Below are 25,012 nucleotides of genomic sequence, written 5' to 3' on the forward strand. Positions count from 1 at the left end.
GATGGGTCAGGCACGATCGGGCGCGGGCCCGGCCGAGCAGGCCGGGCACAGGCCCCAGTAGGTGACCTCGGCCTCGTCGATCGAGTAGCCACGGTCGTCGGACGCGGTCAGGCACGGCGCCTCGCCGACGGCGCAGTCGACGTCGGCGATGTCGCCGCACGACCGGCACACGACGTGGTGGTGGTTGTCCCCGACTCTCGACTCGTAGCGGGCCACGGAGCCGGCCGGCTGGATGCGCCGCACCAGCCCCGCGGCCGTCAGCGCATGCAGCGAGTCATACACGGCCTGGTGCGACACCTCGGGCAGCTCCCGGCGAACGACGCCGATGATCGAGTCCGTGTCGGCATGTGCGTGGGCGAACACAGCGCCCAGCACGGCCATCCGAGGTCGGGTCACACGCAGACCGGCCCCTCGCAGCATCCCCTGGAAGTCCAAGGCGGCGGCCATGGCGCATACTCTTCCCCGTTTTCTTGAACCTGTCAAGAAAACACTGTGGCCCGTTCCACCAGCCGCGACGCGCTGACGAACCGCTGGCTAGGACGAACCGCTGGCTAGTAGGCGCCCTCGCGGCGCAGGACCGCGAAGACGGTGCGCCAGAGGATCACGAAGTCCATGGCCAGCGTCCAGTTCTCGACGTAGCGCAGGTCGAGGCGGACCGACTCGTCCCAGGCCAGGTCGGAGCGGCCGCTGATCTGCCACAGGCCCGTCAGGCCGGGCTTGACCATCAGCCGGCGGTGCACGTCGCCCTCGTACGCGGCGACCTCACTCGGCAGCGGCGGGCGGGGGCCGACCAGCGACATGTCCCCCCGCAGGACGTTGAACAGCTGCGGCAGCTCGTCGAGCGACCACTTGCGCAGGAACTTCCCGACCCCGGTCACCCGCGGGTCGTCGCGCATCTTGAACAGCAGGCCCTGGCCCTCGTTGCTCGTCCGCAGCCCGACCAGGCGCGCCTCGGCGTCGACGTACATCGAGCGGAACTTGTACATCTTGAACGGCTGGCCGCCCCGGCCGACCCGGACCTGCTTGAAGATTGCCGGTCCGCGGCTGTTGAGCCGGACCGCGAGCGCGAGCCCGAGCAGCAGCGGCGAGAAGAACAGGACGATGCTCAGCGCCACCGCCCGGTCGAAGAGCATCTTCATGACCCGGCGCGAGCCGGTCAGCTCCGGCTCCTCGACGTGCAGCAACGGCAGGCCGGCCACCGGCCGGATCGAGATCCTCGGGCCGACGACGTCGGTCAGCGCCGACGAGACGAGCACCTCGACGTCCGAGCCCTCCAGGTTCCACAGCATCCGCTGCAGGGTCCCGCCGTCCACCTGCGGCGAGATCGCAACCGTGGTGGCGCGGGTCGCCCTGATCGAGGTGTGCAGCGACTCGGTGGTGCCGACGATCGGCACGCCCAGCAGGTCGAACCCGCTGCGCTCGGGACGGTCGCTGCTGTGCCGACCGGGCGAGCGGTCCAGCACGACGCCGACGACCGACCACCCCGCTGTCGGGTCGCGCTGCGCGAGCCGGACCAGCATCGCCGCCGACTCGCCGGCGCCGACCACGAGCACCCGGTGCATGCACCGGCCCTGCCGGCGCGCCCGGTGCAGGAGGCCGCGCCCGCCGATCCGGCCGGCCACGGTCAGCAGGATCGCCACCGGGAAGACGACCAGCACGTAGGCGCGGGCGATCTCCGCCTTGGTCACGTACGACACGGTCGCAACCGTCGCGACGACCCGCATCGCGGCGTTGACGACCCGGCGGAACTCCTCGGAGCCGCCGCCGAGGAACCGGGGCTCGTAGGCCCGGTTCAACGACATCGCGACGCCCCAGACCAGTGGCAGCAGCACCGTCGCGAGCAGGTACCACCGCGGCGACGTGGCCCGCATCTCGAAGTGCAGAAAGCCACCGAACCGGATGACGTATGCCACACCGGTCGCGGCCACACAGGCGGCGGCGTCGAAGAGGATCAGCACCCGGACGTAGCGATGCTCCCACCGCAGCTGGGCCCGGTAGCCGCCCGGCGGCGGCGCCTGGCCGCCTCGCGGAGCACGGCCGGGCGCCGCCGTCCGCTGGGGCGGACTGGCCGCCTGCCAGCCGGCCGGCGCGGTCGCCGTCACCGCGCGCCCCCMGCGAACCAGTGGGCAACGCATCCCTGCAGCGTCAGCACGTTCTCCTCCGCGGTGGGCAACTCCACCGGCTCCCCCCACGCGCCACACCGCGCGGACCCACCCGTGTTCGGGTGCTCCCCCTTCGGTGTGCGCCACCGCGAGCCCCGTTCCCGCGTCCCGGCGCGACTGCTGATCCCGCGCAAGGGCGTGAGAGCCACCAGACCGTGGCCACGCGGGCAAACCTACCCGCCCCTGACTATCGCCCCACCAGCGCCCCCACGTGGCAGAACGCGCCATTCGAGCGATGACCGTCATCGACGGACAAACGCGCACCAGCCTCGCGCGAGGGCAATCCGCGCCTCGACAATGAGTTACACAACGACGCCGAAGTGTTACTGTCCGCGAATCCCGGGATGGCGACCCCGGGGTGAGGCCCCCTGGCCGCCGTGGCGGCCAGGGCGAGAGCGGTCGGCGTCCGTCGGACGGGTGGGGGCGCCCAGGCGGACGTCGACCCCCTTTTCTGGTTCGCTCCGTCCGGGCACGGCGCTCCGGCCCCGTACTCACGACCTCCGAAATCGGCTTCGCCGATTCCGCAGGGACCCCGTCGCTCCCACGGGACCTCCGCGCCGTGTCCTCCTCCGCTCACGGGCGCTCCGGCGACCTCGCTGCGGCCCAGCCCCGATCGCTTCGCTCCGGGGCCGGGCCTCCGCGAGGCGCGCCTCCGCGCCGCTACGGTCACCCGCCGCTGAACGTCACCAATCGACAAAATGTTGGATCCAGACGGCCACTTCGCTTCGCTTGTGGGAGGCCTCTGCGGAGGTGTGCCTCTACGCGCGGACCTACCGCTGAACGTCACCGACCCGAAGCAGGCCCATCCGTAGGCCCTTTCGCTTCGCTCGTGGATGTCTGGACCAGTGACGGCTGGAGCGCTCCCGTACCGGTCGGTCGGGAGCGAACTCCACCCCACGAGCGCAGCGAAGTGGCCCCGAGCACGGTCTTGTGGTCCCACACCGTCCGAGCGCAAAGCAACCGAGCTGGCGCAGAGGCGCGCCTCCGCGGAGGCCCGGCCACGAGCGAAGCGAAGTGGTTGGGCCGCAGCGGAGGTCGCCGGAGCGCCGTGAGCGGAGGAGGACGGCGCGCGGAGGTCCCGTGGGAGCGAAGCGAGTACGGGGCCGGAGCGCGCCGCCCGCACGGAGCGAACCAATGTCAGGGCAGGGCGGCGACGATGTCCGCGATGGGCTTGCGGGCGCCGGTGTAGAAGGGCGTCTCCAGCCGGGTGTGCCGGCGGGCGGCGCTCGAGCGCAGGTGGCGGATGCAGTCGACGATCCGGTGCAGCTGGTCCGCCTCGAAGGCGAGCAGCCACTCGTAGTCGCCGAGGCCGAAGGCGGAGACGGTGTTGGCGCGTACGTCCTCGTACTCCCGGCCCATGATCCCGTGCTCGGAGAGCATCCCGCGCCGCTCGTAGTCGGGCAGCAGGTACCACTCGAGCGAGCGGTTGAACGGGTAGACGCAGACGTAGTCGCGCGGGTCCTCACGCCGGACGTACGCCGGGATGTGGCTGCGGTTGAACTCGGCCGGCCGGTGCAGGCCGACGGCCGACCACACCGGGTCGAGGTGCGCGCCCAGCGTCGTCTGGCGGAACCGCTGGTAGGTCTCCTGCAGCAGGTCCGGGTCGGGGCAGGTCCACCAGATCATGAGGTCGGCGTCGGCACGGTAGCCGGAGATCTCGTACACGCCCCGGGTGTAGACGTCCTTGGCGAGCGCGCCGTCGAGCAGCGCGTCCGCCTCGGCCGCGACGGCGGACCGGTCGGCAGGCAGCGGCCGCCGGGCGGCGAACACCGACCAGCTGGTGTAGAGCATCTCCGCGTTCAGGTCCCGGGCGGACTTCGCCGTCTCACCGTGCTGGGTACCGGGCTCCTGCCGCGGGGACGTGGTCTCCAGCTGGGATGAGGACTCCGGCTGCGACGTGGACGAAGGCTGGGTGGACGACATACGCCTATTCTTCCTCGCTCGCGGGGCGGCTTACCGCGCCGACCACATCCGTCTCGGGCCGAAGCACCGCCGCCGCCGCGGCCTCACCGGACCGGATGCAGGCGGGAATGCCGACCCCGTCGTAGCCCGCGCCGGCGAGCGCGAGCCCCGGCGGCAGCGCCCGTCGCACCATCACGACCCGCTCCAGATGACCCGGCAGGTACTGCGGCAGCGCCCCGCCCCACCGGCTCACCCGGCTCGCGACCGGCCTGGCCGACAGGCCGGTGGCATGCGCGATCTCCGCGGCCACCACCCCGGCGAGCTCGGTGTCGGAGCGGCGCAGGTCCCGGTCGGCGCCCGCCCGCCCGACGCTCGCGCGGATCACCCGCAGCGGACCGCCGCCGGACACGTGCGGCCACTTCGAGGTCAGGTAGGTCGCGGCCTTGATCGTCGCGCGTTCCCGGGCCGGCACCAGGAAACCGCTGCCGGCCGGCAGGTCGACGTCACGGAAGACGAGCGTGACCAGCCCGATCGAGGCGTACGGCACGCCGGCCAGCGGCGCTGCGGCCCGCGGCGCGACCGGGCTGAGCAGCTCGCGCGCGGCCCCGGCGGGGACCGCGAGGATCACCGCGTCGGCATCCAGCGAGCCACTGCCACGCGGCCCGACCGCCACGGCATCCGGGCCGGCGTCGCCGGCCGGGCCGGACTCGTCGAAGTCGACGCGCCAGCCGCCTTCCACCTGGGTGAGCCGGCGCGCCAGCACCCCGGTGCGCACGGTCGCGCCACTGGCCTCGGCGACCCGGGCGGCGAAGGCGCCGAGGCCGCCGCGCACCGAGGCGAACACCGGCGAGGGCGCCGCGGCGACGGCCGGCGCCGCCGCCGGCCCGGTGCGTGCCCGCACCCGGTGGGCGCCGAGCAGCAGCGAGCGGTCCTCGGCCAGGATCGGCACCAGCTGCGGGACGGTCGCGCGCAGCGACAGCGCATCGGCCCGGCCGGCGTAGACGCCACCGAGCAGCGGGTCGACCAGCCGGTCGACGACCTGGCGCCCGACCCGGGCACCGACGTAGTCACCGACCGTCGGGTCGTCCGGCATCTTCGCGCGCGGCAGCACCAGGTCGGCTGCGGCGCGCACCAGTCCCCACGGGGACAGCACCCGGGAGCGGATCAGCCCCAGCGCGTCGGTCGGCACCCCGAGCAGCGTGTTCGGCGGGATCGGCCGCAGCCGCCCGTTGATCCACAGCGACGCCGAGGTGGTGTCGGGATGGACGATGTCGTGGCCGAGGCCGACCTGGCGGGCCAGCCGAAGACCTTCCGGGACCCTGGCCAGGAAGGACTCGGCACCCTCCTCGATGTCGAGCCCCGCGAGCGGGGTGGTGCGCAGCTTGCCGCCCACCCGGTCGCCGGCCTCCAGCACGGTCACCTCGGCCCGGCCGGCCAGCGCATGCGCCGCGGCCAGCCCCGCGATACCCCCGCCGACAATCACCACTCGCACGCTGGAACGCTCCCTCCGCGACCTGGGACGGACCCGCGGGGGCGCGGGGTCTCGTCGACGTCGCGCGTCTTTCGGCCGGCGTCACTCGTGACGGCCGGGTTGCCGGCCGCCAGGAGCGACGCCGGCGGATTCCTAGCCGCCATGAACGAGGTCGACGATGTGGGCCAGCACGCCCGGGTCGGTCTCGGGCAGCACGCCATGGCCGAGGTTGAAGATGTGCCCCTCGGCCTTGGACCCACGCAGCAGCACGTCACGGACCTTCTCGGCGAGCACGTCCCGGGGGGCGAACACCGCGGTGGGGTCCAGGTTGCCCTGCAGGGCGCGGCCCGGGCCGACCCGGCGGGCCGCCTCGTCGAGGCCGACCCGCCAGTCGACACCGACGACGTCCGCGCCCGCCTCGCCCATCGCGGTGAGCAGCTCACCGGTGTTGACGCCGAAGTGGATCCGCGGCACCCCGGCGTCCTCGAAGGCGGCCAGCACCCGGGCGCTGTGCGGGGCGACGTAGCGGCGGTAGTCGGCCTCGTCGAGCGCGCCGGCCCAGGAGTCGAACAGCTGCAGCGCGTCGATGCCCGCGTCGACCTGCACCCGCAGGAAGCCGATGGTGATCTCGGCGAGGCGGTCCAGCAGCGCGTGCCACAGCGAGGGGTTGCTGTACATCAGCTCCTTGGTCTTCGCGTGCGTCCGGCTCGGGCCGCCCTCGACGAGGTAGCTGGCCAGCGTGAACGGCGCCCCGGCGAAGCCGATCAGCGGGGTGTCGCCGAGCTCGGCGAGCAGCAGCCGGACCGCGTCGTGGATGTAGGGGACGTCGTCAGGCGAGATCGGGCGCAGCTGCGCGAGACCGGCCGCGTCGCGGATCGGCTCGGCCACCACCGGCCCGGTCCCGGGCACGATGTCGACGTCCACGCCGATCGCGACCAGCGGTACGACGATGTCCGAGAAGAAGATCGCCGCGTCCGTGCCGAACCGGCGGACCGGCTGCAGCGTGATCTCGGTGACCAGCGCGGCGTCCTGGCAGGAGTCCAGCATCGGCACCCCGGCGCGCAGCGCCCGGTACTCCGGCAGGGCCCGGCCGGCCTGGCGCATGAACCACACCGGCGTCGCGTCGGTCGGCTCCCGCCGGGCGGCGCGCAGCAGGGACGCGCGTTCCGCCAGCCCGGGCCGGCGAGGCCCGGCGGGCGCGGTCAAGGCAGACGGAGCTCCCACAGCCATACTCCGATCGTGACACGTGCCGGCCGAGGGTGCCGAACCCGCGTCGCCAGCGGCGCCGCCAGCCTTCCCAGGCGACGGCTCCGGAACTTCTACCTCTAGTAGAAACTACTCCCCCGGCTTCCGGCCGCCGCACCCGCGGCGGGACATTCCGGATCTCGTCGGCCAGGCTCCCCCGGCCTCTCGAGGCACCCGACCCAGGGCCGAAGAATGCCCATCGGGCGCCCAACGGGTGGAACCGGGACGCTCGTCACATGTGTCGCGCGCGGGGCACAGCCGGTCCGGCGCGACACGCCGGGGGGAATGCGTGGAGATCAGCCATGGTCGTGGCACCGTCTGTCCCGTCCGAAAGGGCTGGGAGTGCATGCGATGTCCGAGCTGGCGCTGCCTGCTCGCTGCCGGGGCAGCTTCGCCGCGGGCCGCGACAGTGCCCCGGGGGCGACCCTGGACCCCGACCAGCAGAAGACCCCGGACCCCGACCAGCAGAATCAGCCGGCCACAGGAGGTGCGGTCATGCTCCCTGGACGCGAGCCCGATCAGCCTGATCATCCCGCCGGGAACGCGGGCCCCGGGCGCTCCGCCCCGGCAGGCCGGCACGGGGCGGCCACCCTCACCGGTGACCGTGACCCCGTGGGCGAGTACCACCACTGCCCCGAGTGTGCCGACGAGCGGCGGTTCGAGCGGCCGGAATGCCTCGACGGGCACGGCGCGGACTGTCCCGAGCGGGCCTGTGCGCACTGCGGTGCCGCGATCCTGGTCGCGCCCCTGACCCAGCCCGGCGCCGGGCTGGACGACGAGGCGGACCGGCCCCGGCCCCGGGTGGTCCGCCAGCCGGGGCCCGGCCGCGAACCGGACGCCTCGTCCCGAGGCAGGACGCCGCGCCCCCTGGCCGGTGCCAGGCGCGCTCCACGGTCGCTGGCGTGAGCCTGTACGGCACGGCGCCGGAGGCACCTGGCCCCGGCGTCGTTCCCGCGGTCGCCCCACATCGGGCGGTACCCCACCGGGCGCACCCATCGGGGTCGAAGCAGCACGCTCCGGCGTCCGGCCAGCGCGATCTACGCCTACGCCCTAACGTGGCCGCCATGGGCGTCCCGTTGTCACCCGACGCCGGGTCCGCGCGAGCGGCGGTGACGGCGGCGACCACGACGACGCCGGCCCTCGCGGGGCCGGGCCTGTTCGTCGCCACGGCCACGGCGTTGCGGGAGGCCTTGGGCACGCTGCGCCCCGAGTTGGCCGTCCGGGAGGCGACGCCGCCGAGCCGGGTCGCGCCCTACGCGTTCGCGCTCGCGGCCAGCCTCGCCGGCGATGACGAGGACCTCGCCGCCGGCCGGCTCGTCCTCCTGTTCGATCCGGCGGGGCACAACGCCTGGGAGGGCACCGCCCGGCTGGTCTGCTATGCCCGCGCCGCCGTCGAGCCCGAGGTCGCGACCGACCCGATGCTGCCCGAGGTGGCATGGTCCTGGCTGGTCGAGGCGATGGCGGCGCACGGCGTGGGCGTCCGGGCACTCGGTGGCACGGTCACCACGACGACGTCGCGCCGCTTCGGGGTGCTCGCGCCCGACGGCGACAGCTTCGACGTCGAGATGCGCTGCTCCTGGTCTCCCGACTGGGCGGAGACAGCCGGCCGGCCCCGTCCCGGCGGGGAGGGTGGGACGCCCTGGTCGGCCCAGGGCACGGCCGCCCACCTGCATGCGTTCGCCGACCTGCTGGCCGCCATGGCCGGCCTGCCGCCCCGCATCGCCGGCGTCGTCTCTCTCCCCGGACGCCGCTTCTAACCGCTGGTCAGCCGGCCCGCGCGGCACGCAGCACCCGCCCCTCGGGCAGCGCGGGCGAGCCGCGTACATATGCCGGTACGCCGGTCACTGGTGCCGGTAGCCTCGTTACGAAGCGTATAAACGGTACGTTTGATCCGCCGACCGGCCTGCCAACCGCGGCTTTGACACGTACCATCGCCGATCGTGACGTCGACGGTTCCGAACTCAACACGGCAGCTCAGCGGGGGTGGCAGACCAGACGTGACCGACGCGGCAGAGCCGGCGTCGCCCGCCGTCACCCCACTGCTGGAACCGGTCGAGGGCGTACCACCCGTCACCAGCGACGCGAGGGCCCTCGCCGCGGTGGCCGAGCGGCTCGCCGCGGGTGAGGGTCCGGTGGCCTTCGACGCCGAGCGCGCATCCGGCTATCGCTACAGCCAGCGCGCCTACCTGGTCCAGATCCGCCGGCGCGGCTCCGGCACGGTGCTGATCGACCCGGTCACACTGCCCGACCTGACCGTGCTCCAGGAGAAGGTCGGCGAGTGCGAGTGGGTGCTGCACGCCGCGAGCCAGGACCTGCCCTGCCTGGCCGAGCTGGGGCTGCGCCCGACGAGGCTGTTCGACACCGAGCTCGCCGGCCGGCTGCTGGGCTACGAGCGGGTCGGGCTCGGGATGATGGTCGAGCGGGTGCTCGGGTTCGGCCTGGAGAAGGGGCACTCCGCGGCTGACTGGTCGACCCGACCGCTGCCCGAGCCGTGGCTGCGCTACGCGGCGCTCGACGTCGAGCTGCTCGTCGAGCTGCGTGACGCGCTCACGGCCGAGCTCACCGAGACGGGCAAGCTGGAGTTCGCCCTCCAGGAGTTCGCGGCGATCGCCGCCGCCCCGCCACGCGAGCCGAGGGCCGAGCCCTGGCGGCGCACCAGCGGCATCCACCGCGCCCGCAGCCGACGGCAGCTGGCCGCGGTCCGCTCGATGTGGACCGCCCGGGACAAGATCGCCCGCGTCCGCGACATCGCGCCCGGCCGGGTGCTGCCAGACAGCGCGATCATCGACGCGGTGCTGTCCGCGCCCGCCGACGCCGCCGAGCTGGTCAAGCTGCCGGTGTTCTCCGGGCCGCGGCTGCGGCGCAGCGCCGGCGTCTGGATGACGGCGCTGACCCAGGCCGCGGCGCTGCCGGACGCGGAGCTCCCGCCCGCGACCGCCTCCACCGGCGGCGACGGGCTGCCGCCGCCCAACCGGTGGGCCGAGCGCGACCCGATCGCCGCCGCCCGGCTCGCCCGGGTCCGCGCCAGCCTCAACAAGGTCGCGGGCGAGCAGAACATGCCGGTGGAGAACCTGATCGAGCCCGCGTTGACCCGGCGGGTCGCCTGGTCGCCGCCCGGCGAGCTGTCCGCCGCGGCCGTGGCCGACGCGCTGCGCGCCGGCGGTGCCCGCCCCTGGCAGGTGGACCTGACGGCGACCGCGATCGCCGTCGCCCTGATCGAGCCCCCCAAGGCCGAGCCCCAGGAGCCGCGCCCGGCCGGCCGGGCCGCCACCGCGGCCGCCGGTCCGGCCGGCGGCACCGAGGCCGCCCCCTAGCTCCCGCTGGTCCTACCGGCCAGTACCCGCTGATCCTGCTGGACGCGACCGCGCGGGCGGTCTGGCCCGGGATGTCCGCCGAGCGCGAACCCGGGCACGATCCGTGGCCGCCGCCGGTTGCTGGCGACATGAGTGATGACGTCCCGCCAGCCCAGCGTGACGACCCCGCCGGCCAGGGCGACGAGCCGGCCGAGCAGGAGCCGCTCGACGCCTACTCAGCGGCCGTCGTCCACGTGGCGAGCACGGTGCTGCCGAGCGTCGCGAGCCTGCGGGTCCGCGGCCGGCGCGGGCAGGGCGCCGGCAGCGCGAGCGTCCTGACCACCGACGGGTTCCTGCTCACCAGCGCGCACGTCGTAGAGGGGGCGGACACCGCCGAGGCGATCTTCACCGACGGCTCCGACGTCACCGCCGATGTGATCGGCCGTGATCCGCTGTCGGACCTCGCGGTGCTCCGGGCGCGCGGCGACGTGCCGTCTCCGGTCACCCTCGGCGACGCCGGCCAGCTGCGGGTCGGCCAGCTGGTCGTCGCGCTCGGCAACCCCCTCGGCCTGGCCGGCAGCGTCACCGCCGGGATCGTCTCCGCGCTCGGCCGCTCGCTGCCGACCCAGTCCGGCCGGGTCGTCGACGAGGTCATCCAGACCGACGCGGCCCTCAACCCGGGCAACAGCGGCGGGGTGCTCGCCGACAGCCGGGGCCGCATGGTCGGCGTCAACACGGCGGTCGCGGGGATCGGCCTCGGCCTCGCCGTCCCGATCAACGACACCACCCGCGGCCTGATCGCCACCCTGATGCGCCACGGCCGGGTCCGCCGCGCCTGGCTCGGCATCGCCGGCGCCGAGGCCCCGCTGCCACCGGCGCTGGCCGCCAAGGTGGGGCGCCGCGCCGGCCTGCGGGTCGCCCAGGTGGTCGACGGCAGCCCCGCCGAACGCGCGGGCCTGCGTCGTGGCGACGTCGTCCTGTCCGTCGACGGCCAGGAGATCGCCACCAGCACCGCCATCCAGAAGCTCATGGTCGAACACGCCATCGGCCGCCGCCTGGAGGTCACCGTGTGGCGAAACGGCGCCCTCGTCGACGTCGTCGCCGTCCCCCGCGAGCTCACCGACGCCTAGGTCGCCGACGCGGGCCTGCTTCGGGATCACGTGGCGGGTGCCGTGCGGGCGACAGTCGCCGGGGCGACGAACGCGGTTCGAGGGGCGATTCCCGTCCTCAGAATGACGGCGTGGCCTAACCGCCAGGTAAGGCCACGACAGCGGGTCCGTAACGGATCCGTCTGCTTCCCGCCGCCGAGGTTCTCGTGAGCTCGGCGCCCCGAACACCTGCCCGCGCCGGGTCGACCGCCGCCTGGGACGACGCCGTCCCGTGGCCGGCCGTGGCGAGCTGAAAGGACCTCCCGTGAGTGGCGTCAACGAAGCCGCCGTGTCGGATCCGTCGACCCGCCCCAGGCGCACGCGCCGTCGCCGGGGCCACCCGACGGCATGCGTTCAGGTCTCGACGGCCGAGCCGGCCACGGTCGGGACCGTCGCCGCGGCCATCGCCCCGGAGGCCATCGAGCCGGCGGTCGCCGCGGGCGCCCCGGACACCGCGAGCGCTCCGGACACGACGGGAGTCCCGGACGCGGCGGGAGTCCCGGACACGGCGGGAGTCCCGGTCTCCGGTCCTGGTGTCTTCGACGACGGCGTCGTCTGGTTCCCCGGCGAGCCGGCCGACGACGCCGACGACGCGGGTGCGGGCGCGCTCGCGGCGACCGACGGCAGAGTTGCCGCGCCATCGGCGCCCGCCCGGGTCGCGCCGACCCGGCCGGCGCGGCGGCGGCTCGCCGTCGTCCTGCCGGCCGCCGGGATCGCGACCGTCCTCGCGGCGGGCGGTGTCGGGATCGGCGCGCTCGCGGCGCAGGGGGAGGCTCAGCCAGGCGACACCGTCAGCGCCTACCTGACACAGATCGGCCACGGTCAGCTGTGGGCCGCCTACCAGCGGCTGTGCGGCCAGACGCTCGACGAGCACGCGACGGCCGGCCACGCGTACGGCCCCGGCGACTTCCAGAACGACCTACTGGCTCAGAACGCCCGTGACGGCGGGACGATCCGCGCGGTCAGCGTCACCGGCGTGACGCTCGCCCCCACGCCGGCCACGGAGTCGGAGCGCGACGTCACCGTCCTCGTCCGGCGCGAGCACGCGGCCACGAGCCGCGTATATCGCGTCGACCGTCACGACGGCCGTTACTGCCTGCGCACCATCTGACCCAGCCCTTTCTGCACCTTCCGCACCTTCCGCGAGCCGCCCGCCCGGCCGCGAGACGCCCGTCGGCGCGGTGCTCGCGCGCCGCCTTCGATCTTGCCTTCTCCGATCTTTCAGCCACCAGAACCGAGGACGCAGTGAACGCCAACCAGTACGGACACCCCGCCACCCCGACGCAGTACGACGCGCAGCCCGGCGCCGCCTGGCCGGGACAGCCCGCCGGCCCCGGCCAGCCCGGCTACCCCGCTCAGCCCGGGTACGGCGGCCAACCGGGCTACGGCCAGCAGCCCGGGTACGGCGGCCAACCGGGCTACGGGGGGCAGCCCGGCTACGGGGGGCAGCCCGGCTACGGGGCACCCGGCTACGGCGACGCTGCGGGGTACGGCGCGCCGGCCGGGCCGGGCCTGCCCGGTTACCCGGGCGCGGGCGCGCCGGCGCCCAGGAAGCGGCGACGCTGGGTGCTGCCCGTCGTCCTCGTGGCCGTGCTCATCGTCGGCGGCTGCGCGGCCGGCATCGCGACGCTCGCCAAGGCGGGCTCGGGACCGAAGTCCGTGGTCAGCGGCTACCTGGGCGACGTGCGGGGCGCCCGCTACCAGCAGGCCTACGACCGGCTGTGCGGCTCGCTGCGCGGCCAGGGCTCCGCCGCGGACTTCACCACGGTCATGCGGCAGCGGGACACGGCCGAGGGCCCGATCTCCAAGTTCAAGACCACCGGGTACAGCGTGAGCTCACGCAACGGCTCCACCACGCGGGTCGTCACCGCCAGGATCACCCGGAATGGCAAGACCACCGCGTACGACTACAAGATTGGCAAGGAAGGCGGCAAGGACTGCCTGCTGTCCACGTGACCCGGCCGCCGTGGGCCTGACAGGGCCGACACCGGGTTCGACAGGAGCGACGCGGAGCGTGCGCCGGGCAAGACGGGGCGCGCCTGGCACGGTGGCCAGAGGGGCATGGAAGACTCGCGGCGGTTGTTACCTACTCATCGGTAACTCTGTCGTAGGCTGGCGGGGTGCCGCTGGGCGACGCCCGGTGGCACGGCCCAGCCGAGCCGTTCCTCGCCGGGGAGGACCTCCGTGTTCAAGGCATCCCGTGGTGCTGTCCGCGACGTCGTGTTCGTCGACGGGGTACGCACCCCGTTCGGCAAGGCCAAGGGGGTCTACGCCGAGACCCGCGCGGACGACCTGGTGGTCCGGGTCATCCGGGACCTGTTGCGGCGCAACCCGTCCCTGCCGCCGGAGCGGGTCGACGACGTGGCGATCGCCGCGACGACCCAGATCGGCGACCAGGGGCTGACGATCGGCCGGGTCGCCGGGATCCTGTCCGGGCTGCCCGAGTCGGTGCCCGGCTACGCGATCGACCGGATGTGCGCCGGCGCCGTCACGGCCGTCACCACCACGGCGTCCGCGATCGGTATCGGCGCCTACGACGTGGCGATCRCCGGCGGCGTCGAGCACATGGGGCGCCACCCGATGGGCGAGGGCGTCGACCCGAACCCGCGCTTCGTCTCCGAGAAGCTCGTCGACCCGTCCGCGCTGGTCATGGGCATGACCGCCGAGAACGTGCACGACCGCTACCCCGACATCACCAAGGCGCGCGCCGACGCCTACGCCGCCGCGTCCCAGGAGAAGGTCGCGAAGGCCTACGCGGACGGCAAGATCCAGCCGGACCTCGTCCCGGTCGCCGCGCGGCACGCCGAGACCGGCTGGGAGTACGTGACGGCCGACGAGCCGCCGCGGCCGGGCACGACCGTCGAGGGCCTGGCGCAGCTGAAGACCCCGTTCCGGCCGCACGGCAGGGTGACGGCAGGCAACTCGGCCGGCATCAACGACGGCGCGACGGGCTGCATCCTGGCCGCGAGCGAGGTCGCCGACGAGCTGGGCCTGTCCAAGAAGATGTCTCTCGTCGGGTTCGGGTTCGTCGGGGTGGCGCCCGAGGTGATGGGCGTCGGCCCGATCCCGTCGACCGAGAAGGCGCTCGCCCGCACCGGCCTGACGATCGACGACATCGGCCTGTTCGAGCTGAACGAGGCGTTCGCCGTCCAGGTGCTGGCGTTCCTCGACCACTTCGGCCTCGCGGACGACGACCCGCGGGTCAACCCCTACGGCGGCGCGATCGCGCTCGGCCACCCGCTGGCGAGCTCCGGCGTGCGGCTGATGACGCAGCTCGCCCGCGAGTTCGAGGAGCACACCGAGGTCCGCTACGGCCTGACCGCGATGTGCGTCGGCTTCGGCATGGGCGCCACCACGATCTGGGAAAACCCCCACTTCTCGGCCTGAGACCGATCCGGACAGGAGAACCGCCGCATGAGCAGCACTGGCGCAGCGCTGGACTTTCCGGACGAGGTCGTCACGCACGCCTACGTCCGTTACGCCCAGCTTCCCGGGGTCGACGGCCCGATCGCCCTGATCACGCTGGACAACGGGCATGACCACACCCGGCCGAACACGTTCGGCCCCGCCGGGCTGCGCGAGCTGTTGGCCGCCGTCGACGAGATCGAGGCGCACACGCCGCCGGTCGCCGCGGTCGCCGTCACCGGCAAGCCGTTCATCTTCTGCGTCGGCGCGGACCTGTCGTTCCGGTCGTCCTTCACCGACCCGGACGCGATCCGGCCGGCGATCGAGAAGCTCGGCGAGCTGGGGCACCAGGCGCTGCGCCGCGTCGGCGAGGGCAAGCTTCGCGGGCGGAAGGTGCCGACGTTCGCGCTGGTCAACGGCGCGGCGATGGGCGGTGGCCTGGAGCTGGCGCTGCACTGCGACTACCGGGCGTTCTCCGCCGGCATCCCGGTGCTCGCGCTGCCGGAGGTGTTCCTCGGTCTGGTACCCGGCTGGGGCGGCACCCAGCTGCTACCGAACCTGGTCGGCGCCGACAAGGCCGTCACCCTCGCGATCGAGAACCCGCTCAACACCAACCGCACCCTCAAGGGCCCGCAGGCGGCGAAGCTCGGCCTCGCCGACGTCCTGCTGGAGCCGGCCGACTTCCTCGAGGAGGCGCTCGGCTGGGTCGGCCGGGTGCTGCGCGGCCTGAGCCAAAGGTCGAGCGACAATGGCGAAGCCTCGCGCGACCGGCGGCTGTCAGACGACATTGTCGATCCGGTCGCCGCCCGCCCGGCCGTCGAGCGCGGCCAGGCCTGGGCGGACGCGCTCGCCCGCGGCCGGGCGCTGGCAGACGCGAAGCTGCACGGCGCCGCGCCCGCCGCCTACCGCGCGCTGGACCTGCTGGCGCTGGCCGAGACGGCCGACCGTGACGCCGGCTACGCCGCCGAGACGACGGCGCTCGCCGACCTGTCGGTCTCCGACGAACTCGCCGCGAGCCTCTACGCCTTCGACCTGACCCAGAAGCGCGCCCGCAAGCCGGTCGGCGGGCCGGACCCGAAGCTCGCCCGGCCGGTGACGAAGGTCGGCGTCGTGGGCGCCGGGCTGATGGCCAGCCAGCTCGCGCTGCTGTTCGCCCAGCGCCTCGAGGTGCCGGTCGTGCTCACCGACCTCGACCAGGCCCGCCTCGACAAGGGCGTCGGCTACGTCCACCGCGAGGTCGACAACCTGCTGCTGCGCGGCCGGGTCTCCCACGACAAGGCCAACCGGCTCAAGGCCCTGGTCACCGGTTCGCTGACCAAGGACGCGTTCGCCGACGCCGACCTCGTCATCGAGGCCGTCTTCGAGGATTTGAAGGTCAAGCAGGTGGTGCTCGGCGAGCTGGAGGCGGTGGTCCGCCCCGACGCCCTGCTGCTGACGAACACCTCCGCGCTGTCCGTGACCGACATGGCCGCGGGCCTCGCGCACCCCGAGCGGGTCGCCGGCCTGCACTTCTTCAACCCGGTCGCGGTGCTGCCGCTCGTCGAGGTGGTGCGGGCGGCCCGGACGGACGACGCCGCGATCGCCACGACGCTCGCGGTCGCCAAGAAGCTCGGCAAGAACGCCGTCCTCGTCAAGGACGCGCCGGCGTTCGTCGTCAACCGGCTGCTCACCCGCTTCCTCGGCGAGGTGCTCGGCGCGATCGAGGCCGGCACCCCGGTCGCCGAGGCGGACGCGGCGCTCGACCCGCTGGGCCTGCCGATGTCGCCGCTGACGCTGCTCGCGCTGGTCGGCCCGCCGGTGGCGCTGCACGTCGCCGAGACGCTGCACGAGGCGTTCCCCGACCGGTTCCACTCCCCCGCGGGCCTGGGCCGGGTCGTCGCCGCCGGCAAGACCAACATCTACACGACCGGCCCGGACGGCGCGCAGGTCGTCGACGAGGAGGCCGCGGCGCTCGCCCGCGGCCCGGTCGCCGGCGACGGCGCGGGCGCGGGCTCCGCGCTCGCGCCGAGCGGTGACGAGGTCCGCGCCTCGGCGCTCTCGGCCCTGGCCCAGGAGATCCGCCTGCTCCTCGACGAGGGCGTCGTCGCCGAGGCCGCCGACGTCGACCTGTGCATGATCCTCGGCGCCGGCTGGCCCTTCCACCTCGGCGGCATCACCCCGTACCTCGACCGCATCGGCGTCAGCGAGAAGATCGCCGGTGCCCGCTTCACCCCGCCCGGCGTCGCCACCGTCCGCTGACGACACGCTGTCGATCAGGTCGCTCGGCCGGCGACGACCGGATTGCGCCGTCGTCCGGGCGAGGGCCGCGAGTGGCGGGCCACGGGTGGGCCGCCGATCTCGGCGTCCGCACCGGCCCCGCCGCCGTCAGCCCGTCTGGTAGGTGACCGTGACGCGCCGGTTCTTCGCCCGGCCGTCGGGATCGTCAGAGCCGTCCGGGTGAGTGTTCGGCGACCGGATCCGACGCGCCGTGTCCCGTCGTCGCCACCGTGACTCCGGTCGCCGCCCCCGCCGCCCGTAGCCGCGCCGCGACGGCCTCCGCGCGACGCTGGGAGAGGGTTTGGTTGTCGTCCACCGCGCCCACGCTGTCGGTATAACCGTCGGCCTGGACCGTGGCTGCCGCCGGCGTGGGCCGCCTCACCCGGTCACCACCACGTCGGTGAAAAGCGGCCGCGCGTCGGCGAAAACGCTCACGCGCGCCCCGGCCGGCGGCGCGGCGAACGTGTACGTGGCGGCCGCCGAGGTGTCGTTCCTGATACCGAACTGGACGGCCATGGGGCCGAGATCCTGCCCCTGGCTGTCGGTCACGACGAGATAGCCCTTCAGGTTCACCGGGTCGACCAGCGTTATGGGTACCGAGACGTTCCCGAACATTCCGTACAGCGATATGCCCGAAGGTCCCCGTCCTCGGCCGAGGGCGCTACCCGCCCGGGACCGGCTGGCCGCACCAGTAGCCGTCATGGTCGAACTCCGCCGGTGGCCGCACCGCGGTGAAGCCGCGGCCCGTGGGGTCGGCCTTGATGAAGTTCTCGCAGAGGACTGGCGCCCTGGGCTTGGACAGGTCGACCGGGGGCATCAGGCCACTGCCGGTGAAGTCCGTCACCCGCCGGAGCCTCTCGATGAACTCGGCGCGGGTCGGGCAGGGCCCGGCCAGCTCGAGGCCGTGGATCATCTCGTCGGCGGCGACGTACGCCGCGATCGCGATCTCATCGCTCGGGTCCGTCATCTCCGGGGAGTAGGTGGTCATCGCGTTGTCGTACGCGGTCATCGCCGGGGAGCCCGGCGCGGCGAAGGTCGAGATGGTCGTCATCCCCGCCATCTTGGGACCGAACGTCTCGAGCAGGGACGAGCTGTAGCCGGCGGCATTCAGCGCGACGTTGATCCCCACCCCGAGATCCTTGGCCCGGGCGTAGATGTCGATGAAGTCGGCGGCCTGCGCGGAGCCGACCAGTGCGTCGGCGCCGGACTGCTTCAGTTCATCGGCGACACTCGACGCGCTGCTGATCTCGTGGGTGAAGTCGACCTGGTCGACGACCTGGACCCCGCGGCTTCGCAGGCTGGCCGAGAGCGCCGTGACGAGGGTCGGTGAGGTCGCCGCGCTCGGGTCGACGACGACCACCGCCTTGGTGCCGCCCTCCGCCTTGACGTAGTCACCGAACGTCGAGACGGTGCCCTTGTTGAACAGGCTGCCGAAATGGAAGGCATTGGGATACTCGCTCCATTCGGCACTGGAGGCGAACCCGGTGACCGGGACGTTCTTCTTCTGCAGCCAGGCAGCTGAGCCGCCGAAGGCGACCGTCAGCGCGATGAGGCCGAAGACCCGCTCGCGATCGACGAGACGACGTACCGCCGACGAGAATCCCGCGGCGGAGGCCTGGTCGTCCTGCCAGACGAGATCGATCCGGCGGCCGCCGACGCCGCCGCGGGCGTTCTGTAGGTCCACCCGGGCGTCGACCGCGCCGCGCACCCCCTTGAAGGCGTCCACGACCGCGGCGGGGCCACTGTCAGAAAGGGCGAGCCCGATTTTGATCGCGCCCGGCGCCACTCCCGGGCCCGGGCCCAGGCCCGGGGCCGGGCAGGGGCTGGCCGCGCCGCCGGACGCGCCCGACGGCGCCCCGCAGCCGGAGAGCAGGCCGGGTGAGGTCACGAGCGCGACGGCGAGGGCCACCGTGACCGTCCGCGCGTGTAATCGAGGCAGGTTCATCGTGCGCGCTGTCTCCCGTCGTGGTGCCAGGCGTTTCTCGTGGTCCCTGCCGCCGACGCGGAGCGCTGTCGCGCCGGTGGCGAGCCCGAAGGCTCGAGAGGTGACGAGGCGCAAAGGAACCAGCGGTCCAAGCGGCGAGCCAGCCCGCCAGTCGAGGTCCGGCGGACGTATCGTTCCTGACGTAGATATTCTTTTTGACGGGAGCGGGCTTTCCGGATTCGGTCGTCCGGCCCCAGGGACGACTGGCCCGCACAGCCCTGTCCGTTCCCCGCCGCGGCGGGGAACGGAAAGAATCGCCAGGCATGCGGCAGCGTCGAATCGATAGGCGGCCTCGCCACCTCGATGACACGACCATGGCAGCTCCCGAGCGACACAGTCTTGGGCAACCGCCAAATCGTGCTGGGACAAATGTTTAGCACGCGTTCTACTGGTAGGCAAGACCGATAGCCGCGGGACCGGCCTACCCCTCGGAGAGCAGGCGCAGAACCCTCACCGCGCCCGACGCCGGCCAGGCCCGGGCGGCCGGCCACGACGTGGTCCGGATGGGCCGCTGACCAGCGACACCTGAGGCGGGGACAAAGGCGACGCCCGCACCAGCGCCGGCGTGACGTTGGGCCATGGCCCAGGCACAGGGACGGGCAAAGGCGCGGGGCTGGCCACAGATATCTGTGGCCAGCCCCGCGCCTCATCTCGTCGACGACGCTGTCAGCCGGAGGTCACCGCATGGCGTCGCGCGCCCGGTCGACCGCCGATACGACCGGTCCGACCGTCCACTGGGCGGCGGGGGAACCGGCGGTCGACGGGTGCGGGTGCGTCGGGGCGACCTTTTCCGCGGCGTGCAGCTTGCGGCCCATGCCTTCAAGCTGATGCTCGTCGCGGGCCGCCCGCACGCGCGGGAACTCCTCGCTCTCCTCGTGCTCCGCGTGGGCGGACACGGAGCGCTCCAGATCGGTCAGCTTCCGCGCGAACTCGGCGCTGTCCAGGTCCATCTTCCCCAGCTCCCGGAGCACGCGGCCGGCCTTGTCCTCCTCCTCGTTGCGGGCAGCGGCGACGGACTTGTCGACCTTCTTCGTCACGGGCCGCACGACCATCTCCTCGGCGGTCTCGTGGACCGCGAGCAGYGCGCGCAGCTCGTCGAACGCCTGCCGCTTGTCCTCGCCCGTCCCCGTGCGCACCTCGGCGAACAGGTCACGAATGCGAGCGTGCTGGTCGAGCAGAACTCCCACCACATCGTCCTCAGACAGTCGCGCCGCGCGGGCAYGCTCTACGTCGGCCTCGCTCATCGCCATGATCCCTCCTCGTTGTGGTGACGTTGTTGTGGTGACGTTCGGTCCGGTGCAGCGTTCGCCCTTCCCGCGTTCTCCGCTCCCAATCACGCAGCAGCGGAGCCATTCGGAGAAGCCATTCATCCGATCCGGTCCACCATCAGCCGACGTCAGCCGGCGTTCACCATCAGCCGGCCCGGCGAACAGCACGAAGGCCTACATGATGATCTATGTCGGCCACAAAAAAAATCGATCAGACGATCAGCGCCCAGGTGGGCGGAGCGACCGTCATGCTCCCGGCGAGACCAAAACCAGCCGGGAATCGTCAGGCAGTCAGGAATCGTCAGGCCAATGCGGGCGGCCGTCATCGGCCGCGCCATCACCCTCAGGCCGCCCACGGCTTCCGGCCCGGCTCATCCCGGCCGAACCGATGGTCAATCAGGTCGATCAGGAGGAAACGTCCCCCGCGGACACCCGCTGGTGGTGACGGCCCCGAGGGCCGGTGGACCGGCGCGCGCGGGTCCCGGTGTCGACGCGGCGACGGTGCGAGACCTCCGGCGCACGCTCGCGGTCCTCCGCGATGCTTTGCGCGATCATGTCGAGGGTCCGCGTCCGGGTCTGATCGTCGAGTCCGGTCAGAAGGCTGTCCAGCACGCCCATCGCCCACTCCGTTCGGTTTCGCTCGGTTTCCTCCCGATTCCCACGGAACCGCGGGTAACACGACGCCCGACATGATTTATCCGTCGGACGAGAGATCATCGGGCCCTTGGGATAGAACGGGGTGATCCGGGTACCTCGCCGCCATGACCACTACTCAGCACACCACCGGAGTCCCCGCGGCCCGGCTCAGCGACGACGACCTGCGCCGTGAGCTTGACCGGCTGCACGCCACCCGCCACGACACGATGATCGGCGGCAGCGAGGACGCACTCGCGACCCACACCCGGCGGATGCTCGAGCTGGAGGCCGAGTACCTCACCCGGTTCCCCGCCGAGTCCGCTCCCGACCCCGCCCGGACGCGGGCGGGCGCGCGCCGGCTCGCGGCCGGACGCTGACGCGGCGGCGCGGCGGCCTGGCAGCAAGGAAGGAACTCATGAGTTCGACGCCAGTGACGGCCAGGCCGTTCAGGCAGCCACGGCTCCGCGCCCCCGGCCGCCACCGCGGCCGCCGCTGCCGAGACCGGGACAGCCCAGCCGGGACCACCACCGCATCCAGCGTGGCCGCCGCTGCTACCCCGTCCACCGCGGGCGCCTAGCTACCTGAGCGGATCGCCGGTGATCGTGGCGGCGGAGCCGGAACCGGGTGCGAGACCGGGACATCGTCGGATCAGGCCAGAATGGGCCCATGACCAACCGGGGAACGTCGAGACGGGCACGTGCCGCTTGCCGGCCGTCGTCGACGGGCCCCGCGCCGGGGAACGCCCCGCCCTCCGCCAGCAACGCCGCCGCGACCGACACAGCCACCGACACGATGGACTCGCGGACGATCGGCGGGCCCGCGGGCGCCGGGCAGCGCAGAGCGGCGCAGCTCAGGGCGGGGCGACTCAGGGCGGGGCAGCTCAGGGCGGGGCAGAAACACAAACGTGGCGAGAGCCCGACCAATCGCGATGGGGTAGCCGCAGGTACGGCGGCGACTGGCTGGCGGCGAGGAGCCGCGCCGCGGGCAGCCGCCCTGTTGGCCTACGGGCTCGGGCTGATCGACGTCCTGTCGGCGGTCACGCCGCCGGGCCATCGCCGGGTGGCCGAGCTGCGGGCCATCCTGCCGACGGGCATCCCGGAGCACGCGCGGACGCTGACGGTCCTCGTCGGCGTCCTGCTGGTCGTGCTCGCGCACGGGCTCGCGCGCCGCAAGCAGCGCGCCTGGCAGCTCGTGCTCGCGCTCGCCGCGCTGAGCACGATCCTGCATCTGCTCAAGGGCCTCGACTACGACGACGCCGCCGGGTCGGCCGCGGTCACCGGCTGGCTGCTCTACCGCCATCGGGACTTCCACGCCGAGCCTGACCCGTCGAGCCGCTGGCGGGCCGTCGGCGCCTTCGCCGCGCTGTTCGGACTGTCGGTGGGCAGCGGCCTGTTGATGCTGCGTCTGGGCTGGTCGAGGTCGATCGGCGAGTACGCGCTGTCCGAGCAGGTCGAGCACGTGCTCGGCGGCATGGTCGGCGTCCACGGCCCGGTCGGCTTCGCCTCGGGCCGGGTCGACCGGATGGTCGCCCGGACGCTCGCCGCGATGGGCCTGCTGACGGTGGCGCTGCCGACCTGGATGGCACTGCGGCCGCCGCGGCCGCACCCGCGCCATGACGCGGACGACGAGGCCCGGCTGCTGGAGCTGCTCGCCCGCCACGGCGGCGACGACTCACTCGGCTGGTTCGCGCTGCGCCGGGACAAGGCGGTGATCTGGTCGCCGTCGGGGAAGGCCGCGATCGCCTACCGTGTCGTCGGCGCGGTGATGCTCGCCAGCGGCGACCCGCTCGGCGACCGGGAGGCGTGGCCGGGGGCGATCGCCGAGTTCCTGCGGGTCGCCGCCCGGCACGCCTGGGTCCCGGCGGTGATCGGCTGCTCGGCCGCCGGCGGCACGGCGTGGACGAGGGCCGGGCTGACCGCGCTGGAGCTGGGTGACGAGGCCGTGCTCTCGGTCGACGACTTCAGCCTGGACGGCCGGGCGATGCGCGGGGTCCGCCAGGCGGTCGCCCGGGTCGAGCGCGCCGGCTACGAGACGCGGGCCACGCGGGTGCGTGACCTGCCCGCGGCGGAACTGGCCGAACTGCGCCGGCTGGCGCACGCCTGGCGCGGCTCGGAACCGGAGCGCGGATTCTCGATGGCACTCGGGCGGTTCGCCGAGCCCGCCGCGGCCGCGGGTAAGGGCACCGGCACCGGCACCGGCACCGGTGCGGGTGCGGGTGCCGGTGCCGGCGGCCGGGTCGGCGTCGGCACGGGTGACGACGACGCCGTCGTCACCGCGTGCGCCGCCGACTGCGTGGTCGTCACCGCCGTCAGCCGGCCCGAGGCCGGCCGAGACGCGCCGGCCGGCGGGGACGCCACCGTGCCAGCCGGCGCGGTACGCGGGTTGCTGCACTTCGTGCCCTGGGGCCACGACGGGCTGTCGCTCGACGTGATGCTGCGCGACCCGCGGGCCGACAACGGGCTGACCGAGTACCTCATCGTCGCGACGATCCGCGCCGCCCGCGACCTGGGCGTACGCCGCATCTCGCTGAACTTCGCCGCCTTCCGCCAGGCGCTGGAGCTCGGAGGCCGGCTCGGCGCGGGCCCCGTGGCCAGGAGCGGGCGGTGGCTGCTGGTGTTCCTGTCCCGCTGGTTCCAGATCGAGAGCCTCTACCGGTTCAACGCCCGGTTCCAGCCGGCCTGGCAGCCGCGCTACATCTGCTTCCCCACCAGCCGTGACCTGCCCAGGGTCGCCGTCGCGATGATGGAGGCCGAGGCCTACCTCACCAGGCCCTGGCGCCGCTCCCGCCGCCCTCGGCCCACCAGCTAGACGACGGAACGTGGCGGATCAGCGACCGTATAGACACGACCATCTGCCACGCTCCAAAGTCACGGTTCGGGAACCGGACGGGGCTGGAGGTCAGCGGCGGGCGGGGACGCCGCCGGGCGGCGGCGCGCCGGCCATCGATGACGGGTCGGAGCCTTCGGGGGCCGGCTGGGTGGCGCCGCGCGGGCGCAGGGCCACGCCGACGCCGGCCCAGACGAGGTCGGCCACAGTGGCGAACAGCCGGGATACCAGCGCCAGCACCAGCGCCGGATCCCGGGCGAGCGCCGGCGACAGGGCCAGAACCAGCACCGCCTCGCGTACCCCGAGGCCGGCGGGAAGCACCAGCACGAGGAAGCCAGCGGTCCAGGACAGTGCGTAGCCGCCGACGGCGAGCGCGAGCAGCCGCGGCCCGCCGACGCTCGCGCCGAGGTCTCGGGCGAGCAGGAACGTCGCCGCGCCGTAGCAGCCGAAGCTCACCACCAGCCAGCCGGCGCCGGCCAGCACCGCGCGCGCCGGAACCGGCTCGGTCATCGCGGGGCGGCGCAGCAGCCGGAAGGCCAACGCCAGCAGCCGGCGCAGCACCGGCGGCAACAGCAGCAGCGCGAAGGCCGCGGCGGCGGCGAACGCCCACCAGTAGCTCGTGAGCGCGTCCCGGGAGACGAACGGGAGGGTCGCCGCCGCGACGAGCCCGCCGCACGGCACCGCGAGCGCCAGCACGATCAGGCTCGCCGCCRCCGAGCGCGGCCGGGCCACCCCGTAGTCGCGCGACAGCTCCATCTGAGCCAACACCGGCCACACGCTGCCCGGGATGTACTTGCCGACCTGGCCGACGAAGAAGATCCGCGTCGCCGCCCGCAGCGGCAGCCGCGCGCCCAGCCCGGCGAGCACCGCCCGCCACGACAGCACCGTCAGCCCGACGGCGACGACCGTCGCCACCCCCGAGCCGACCACCCCGACGACGCTCAGCTCCCGCAGCGACGCGCTGACCTCGTGCCACCGGCTGACCAGCGTGGCCACGAGCAGCCCGGCGGCCACCAGCAACGCCCCGCGCACCAGCCACGCGCGCGGCCCGCCCTTGCGTCTCGGCGCCGCCGGCGTCCCCTGTTCGCCTGACGGAGCGGACGCGGCGGAAGCGGGGGACGCGGCGGTGGCGGCCCGCGGACCGGCCGGATCCGACGCCGAGGCGGACACCGCCGCCGAGTCGGACGTCGCGGCCGTCCGCCGTGACGCCGCCCGGCCGCCGGCCTGGGTACGACCCGCGCGGTGCCGCCCGGTCATCGCCGGCTGGTTCGGCGCGGTGTCAGCATGCACCCGTCCAGACTAGGGGCGGACCGGTATCGCGCCGCGCTGCCCCGTCCGCACCGGTCGGCATACCTGGCGCGGACCGGGTCGGGCCGGCCGGTCGCGGACCGGACCGAAGTCGGTCCCGGACCGGAC

The 25,012-nt window shown here is 73.8% G+C and carries 21 protein-coding genes; 10 read left to right on the forward strand and 11 right to left on the reverse strand.

Going from position 1 to position 25,012, the window contains the following annotated elements:
- Window positions 1-6: 6 nt before the first annotated feature.
- The 5 genes from BCD49_RS05990 to hemE all read right to left on the reverse strand — a co-directional run bounded on the left by BCD49_RS05990 (window position 7) and on the right by hemE (window position 6,765).
- Window positions 7-447 (reverse strand): Fur family transcriptional regulator, encoded by a 441-nt coding sequence (locus BCD49_RS05990; protein WP_007519273.1) that lies wholly within the window; start codon window positions 445-447, stop codon window positions 7-9.
- Window positions 448-551: 104 nt separating this feature from the next.
- Entirely contained in the window at window positions 552-2,102 is a 1,551-nt protein-coding gene (locus BCD49_RS05995; RefSeq protein ID WP_007519271.1) for a sugar transferase, read from the reverse strand.
- A gap of 1,197 nt (window positions 2,103-3,299) precedes the next feature.
- Window positions 3,300-4,085, reverse strand: coding sequence for a hydrogen peroxide-dependent heme synthase (gene hemQ, locus BCD49_RS06000; protein WP_007519269.1), 786 nt, complete (start codon window positions 4,083-4,085; stop codon window positions 3,300-3,302).
- Between the two features lie 4 nt (window positions 4,086-4,089).
- Window positions 4,090-5,556 (reverse strand): protoporphyrinogen oxidase, encoded by a 1,467-nt coding sequence (hemG, locus tag BCD49_RS06005; RefSeq protein ID WP_027140991.1) that lies wholly within the window; start codon window positions 5,554-5,556, stop codon window positions 4,090-4,092.
- A gap of 132 nt (window positions 5,557-5,688) precedes the next feature.
- Complete coding sequence (hemE, locus tag BCD49_RS06010; protein ID WP_027140992.1) at window positions 5,689-6,765, reverse strand: uroporphyrinogen decarboxylase; 1,077 nt, start codon at window positions 6,763-6,765, stop codon at window positions 5,689-5,691.
- Between the two features lie 366 nt (window positions 6,766-7,131).
- Here hemE and BCD49_RS44850 point away from each other — a divergent pair, with 366 nt between their 5' ends.
- From BCD49_RS44850 to BCD49_RS06050, 8 genes are all read left to right on the forward strand, one after another.
- Window positions 7,132-7,686, forward strand: a complete 555-nt coding sequence (locus BCD49_RS44850) for a hypothetical protein (RefSeq protein WP_007516074.1) — start codon at window positions 7,132-7,134, stop codon at window positions 7,684-7,686.
- 158 nt (window positions 7,687-7,844) lie between these two features.
- Window positions 7,845-8,537 carry a DUF3000 domain-containing protein gene (locus tag BCD49_RS44855; protein WP_007516075.1) on the forward strand — a complete coding sequence of 231 codons (693 nt, stop codon included), beginning with the start codon at window positions 7,845-7,847 and terminating at the stop codon, window positions 8,535-8,537.
- A gap of 240 nt (window positions 8,538-8,777) precedes the next feature.
- Window positions 8,778-10,094, forward strand: coding sequence for a ribonuclease D (locus tag BCD49_RS06025; protein WP_007516076.1), 1,317 nt, complete (start codon window positions 8,778-8,780; stop codon window positions 10,092-10,094).
- 128 nt (window positions 10,095-10,222) lie between these two features.
- Entirely contained in the window at window positions 10,223-11,203 is a 981-nt protein-coding gene (locus tag BCD49_RS06030) for a S1C family serine protease (protein ID WP_007516077.1), read from the forward strand.
- A 283-nt stretch (window positions 11,204-11,486) separates the two neighbouring features.
- Window positions 11,487-12,332 (forward strand): hypothetical protein, encoded by an 846-nt coding sequence (locus tag BCD49_RS06035; protein ID WP_007516078.1) that lies wholly within the window; start codon window positions 11,487-11,489, stop codon window positions 12,330-12,332.
- Between the two features lie 134 nt (window positions 12,333-12,466).
- Window positions 12,467-13,177 (forward strand): hypothetical protein, encoded by a 711-nt coding sequence (locus BCD49_RS06040; RefSeq protein ID WP_007516079.1) that lies wholly within the window; start codon window positions 12,467-12,469, stop codon window positions 13,175-13,177.
- A gap of 228 nt (window positions 13,178-13,405) precedes the next feature.
- On the forward strand, window positions 13,406-14,608 hold the full coding sequence (locus BCD49_RS06045; protein WP_071041251.1) for a thiolase family protein: 1,203 nt from the start codon (window positions 13,406-13,408) through the stop codon (window positions 14,606-14,608).
- Between the two features lie 27 nt (window positions 14,609-14,635).
- The gene (locus BCD49_RS06050; protein ID WP_007516081.1) at window positions 14,636-16,864 is read left to right on the forward strand and encodes a 3-hydroxyacyl-CoA dehydrogenase NAD-binding domain-containing protein; all 2,229 of its coding nucleotides are present in this window, start codon (window positions 14,636-14,638) and stop codon (window positions 16,862-16,864) included.
- A 184-nt stretch (window positions 16,865-17,048) separates the two neighbouring features.
- Here BCD49_RS06050 and BCD49_RS44860 read toward each other — a convergent pair whose 3' ends face one another.
- From BCD49_RS44860 to BCD49_RS06075, 5 genes are all read right to left on the reverse strand, one after another.
- Window positions 17,049-17,264 (reverse strand): OmpA family protein, encoded by a 216-nt coding sequence (locus BCD49_RS44860; protein WP_007516082.1) that lies wholly within the window; start codon window positions 17,262-17,264, stop codon window positions 17,049-17,051.
- Entirely contained in the window at window positions 17,261-17,455 is a 195-nt protein-coding gene (locus BCD49_RS44865) for a hypothetical protein (RefSeq protein WP_232794171.1), read from the reverse strand. The genes BCD49_RS44860 and BCD49_RS44865 overlap by 4 nt, the downstream gene beginning before the upstream one ends.
- An 88-nt stretch (window positions 17,456-17,543) precedes the next feature.
- The gene (locus BCD49_RS06065) at window positions 17,544-18,827 is read right to left on the reverse strand and encodes an ABC transporter substrate-binding protein (RefSeq protein WP_007516084.1); all 1,284 of its coding nucleotides are present in this window, start codon (window positions 18,825-18,827) and stop codon (window positions 17,544-17,546) included.
- A 716-nt stretch (window positions 18,828-19,543) separates the two neighbouring features.
- The gene (locus BCD49_RS06070) at window positions 19,544-20,116 is read right to left on the reverse strand and encodes a hemerythrin domain-containing protein (protein ID WP_071041252.1); all 573 of its coding nucleotides are present in this window, start codon (window positions 20,114-20,116) and stop codon (window positions 19,544-19,546) included.
- Window positions 20,117-20,539: 423 nt separating this feature from the next.
- Window positions 20,540-20,752, reverse strand: a complete 213-nt coding sequence (locus BCD49_RS06075) for a hypothetical protein (RefSeq protein ID WP_007516086.1) — start codon at window positions 20,750-20,752, stop codon at window positions 20,540-20,542.
- 143 nt (window positions 20,753-20,895) lie between these two features.
- Between BCD49_RS06075 and BCD49_RS06080 the strand changes: the two genes are divergently transcribed.
- Both BCD49_RS06080 and BCD49_RS06085 read left to right on the forward strand, forming a co-directional pair.
- Window positions 20,896-21,147 (forward strand): DUF6158 family protein, encoded by a 252-nt coding sequence (locus tag BCD49_RS06080; RefSeq protein WP_007516087.1) that lies wholly within the window; start codon window positions 20,896-20,898, stop codon window positions 21,145-21,147.
- A gap of 247 nt (window positions 21,148-21,394) precedes the next feature.
- On the forward strand, window positions 21,395-23,578 hold the full coding sequence (locus BCD49_RS06085; protein ID WP_007516088.1) for a phosphatidylglycerol lysyltransferase domain-containing protein: 2,184 nt from the start codon (window positions 21,395-21,397) through the stop codon (window positions 23,576-23,578).
- A 90-nt stretch (window positions 23,579-23,668) separates the two neighbouring features.
- Here BCD49_RS06085 and BCD49_RS06090 read toward each other — a convergent pair whose 3' ends face one another.
- A complete protein-coding gene (locus BCD49_RS06090) occupies window positions 23,669-24,853 on the reverse strand; it encodes a lysylphosphatidylglycerol synthase transmembrane domain-containing protein (RefSeq protein ID WP_083401289.1) in 1,185 nt (394 codons plus the stop codon).
- Between the last annotated feature and the right edge of the window lie 159 nt (window positions 24,854-25,012).

The organism is Pseudofrankia sp. EUN1h (assembly GCF_001854645.1).
In the GTDB taxonomy this organism is placed as follows: domain Bacteria; phylum Actinomycetota; class Actinomycetes; order Frankiales; family Frankiaceae; genus Pseudofrankia; species Pseudofrankia saprophytica.

Coding starts and splice junctions, on each gene's coding strand:
- BCD49_RS44855 (WP_007516075.1), top strand. CDS start 7,845: ATGGGCGTCCCGTTGTCACCCGACGCCGGGTCCGCGCGAGCGGCGGTG.
- BCD49_RS06030 (WP_007516077.1), top strand. CDS start 10,223: ATGAGTGATGACGTCCCGCCAGCCCAGCGTGACGACCCCGCCGGCCAG.
- BCD49_RS06050 (WP_007516081.1), top strand. CDS start 14,636: ATGAGCAGCACTGGCGCAGCGCTGGACTTTCCGGACGAGGTCGTCACG.
- hemQ (WP_007519269.1), bottom strand. CDS start 4,085: ATGTCGTCCACCCAGCCTTCGTCCACGTCGCAGCCGGAGTCCTCATCC.
- BCD49_RS06075 (WP_007516086.1), bottom strand. CDS start 20,752: ATGGGCGTGCTGGACAGCCTTCTGACCGGACTCGACGATCAGACCCGG.
- BCD49_RS05990 (WP_007519273.1), bottom strand. CDS start 447: ATGGCCGCCGCCTTGGACTTCCAGGGGATGCTGCGAGGGGCCGGTCTG.
- BCD49_RS44850 (WP_007516074.1), top strand. CDS start 7,132: ATGTCCGAGCTGGCGCTGCCTGCTCGCTGCCGGGGCAGCTTCGCCGCG.
- BCD49_RS06080 (WP_007516087.1), top strand. CDS start 20,896: ATGACCACTACTCAGCACACCACCGGAGTCCCCGCGGCCCGGCTCAGC.
- hemE (WP_027140992.1), bottom strand. CDS start 6,765: ATGGCTGTGGGAGCTCCGTCTGCCTTGACCGCGCCCGCCGGGCCTCGC.
- BCD49_RS06065 (WP_007516084.1), bottom strand. CDS start 18,827: ATGAACCTGCCTCGATTACACGCGCGGACGGTCACGGTGGCCCTCGCC.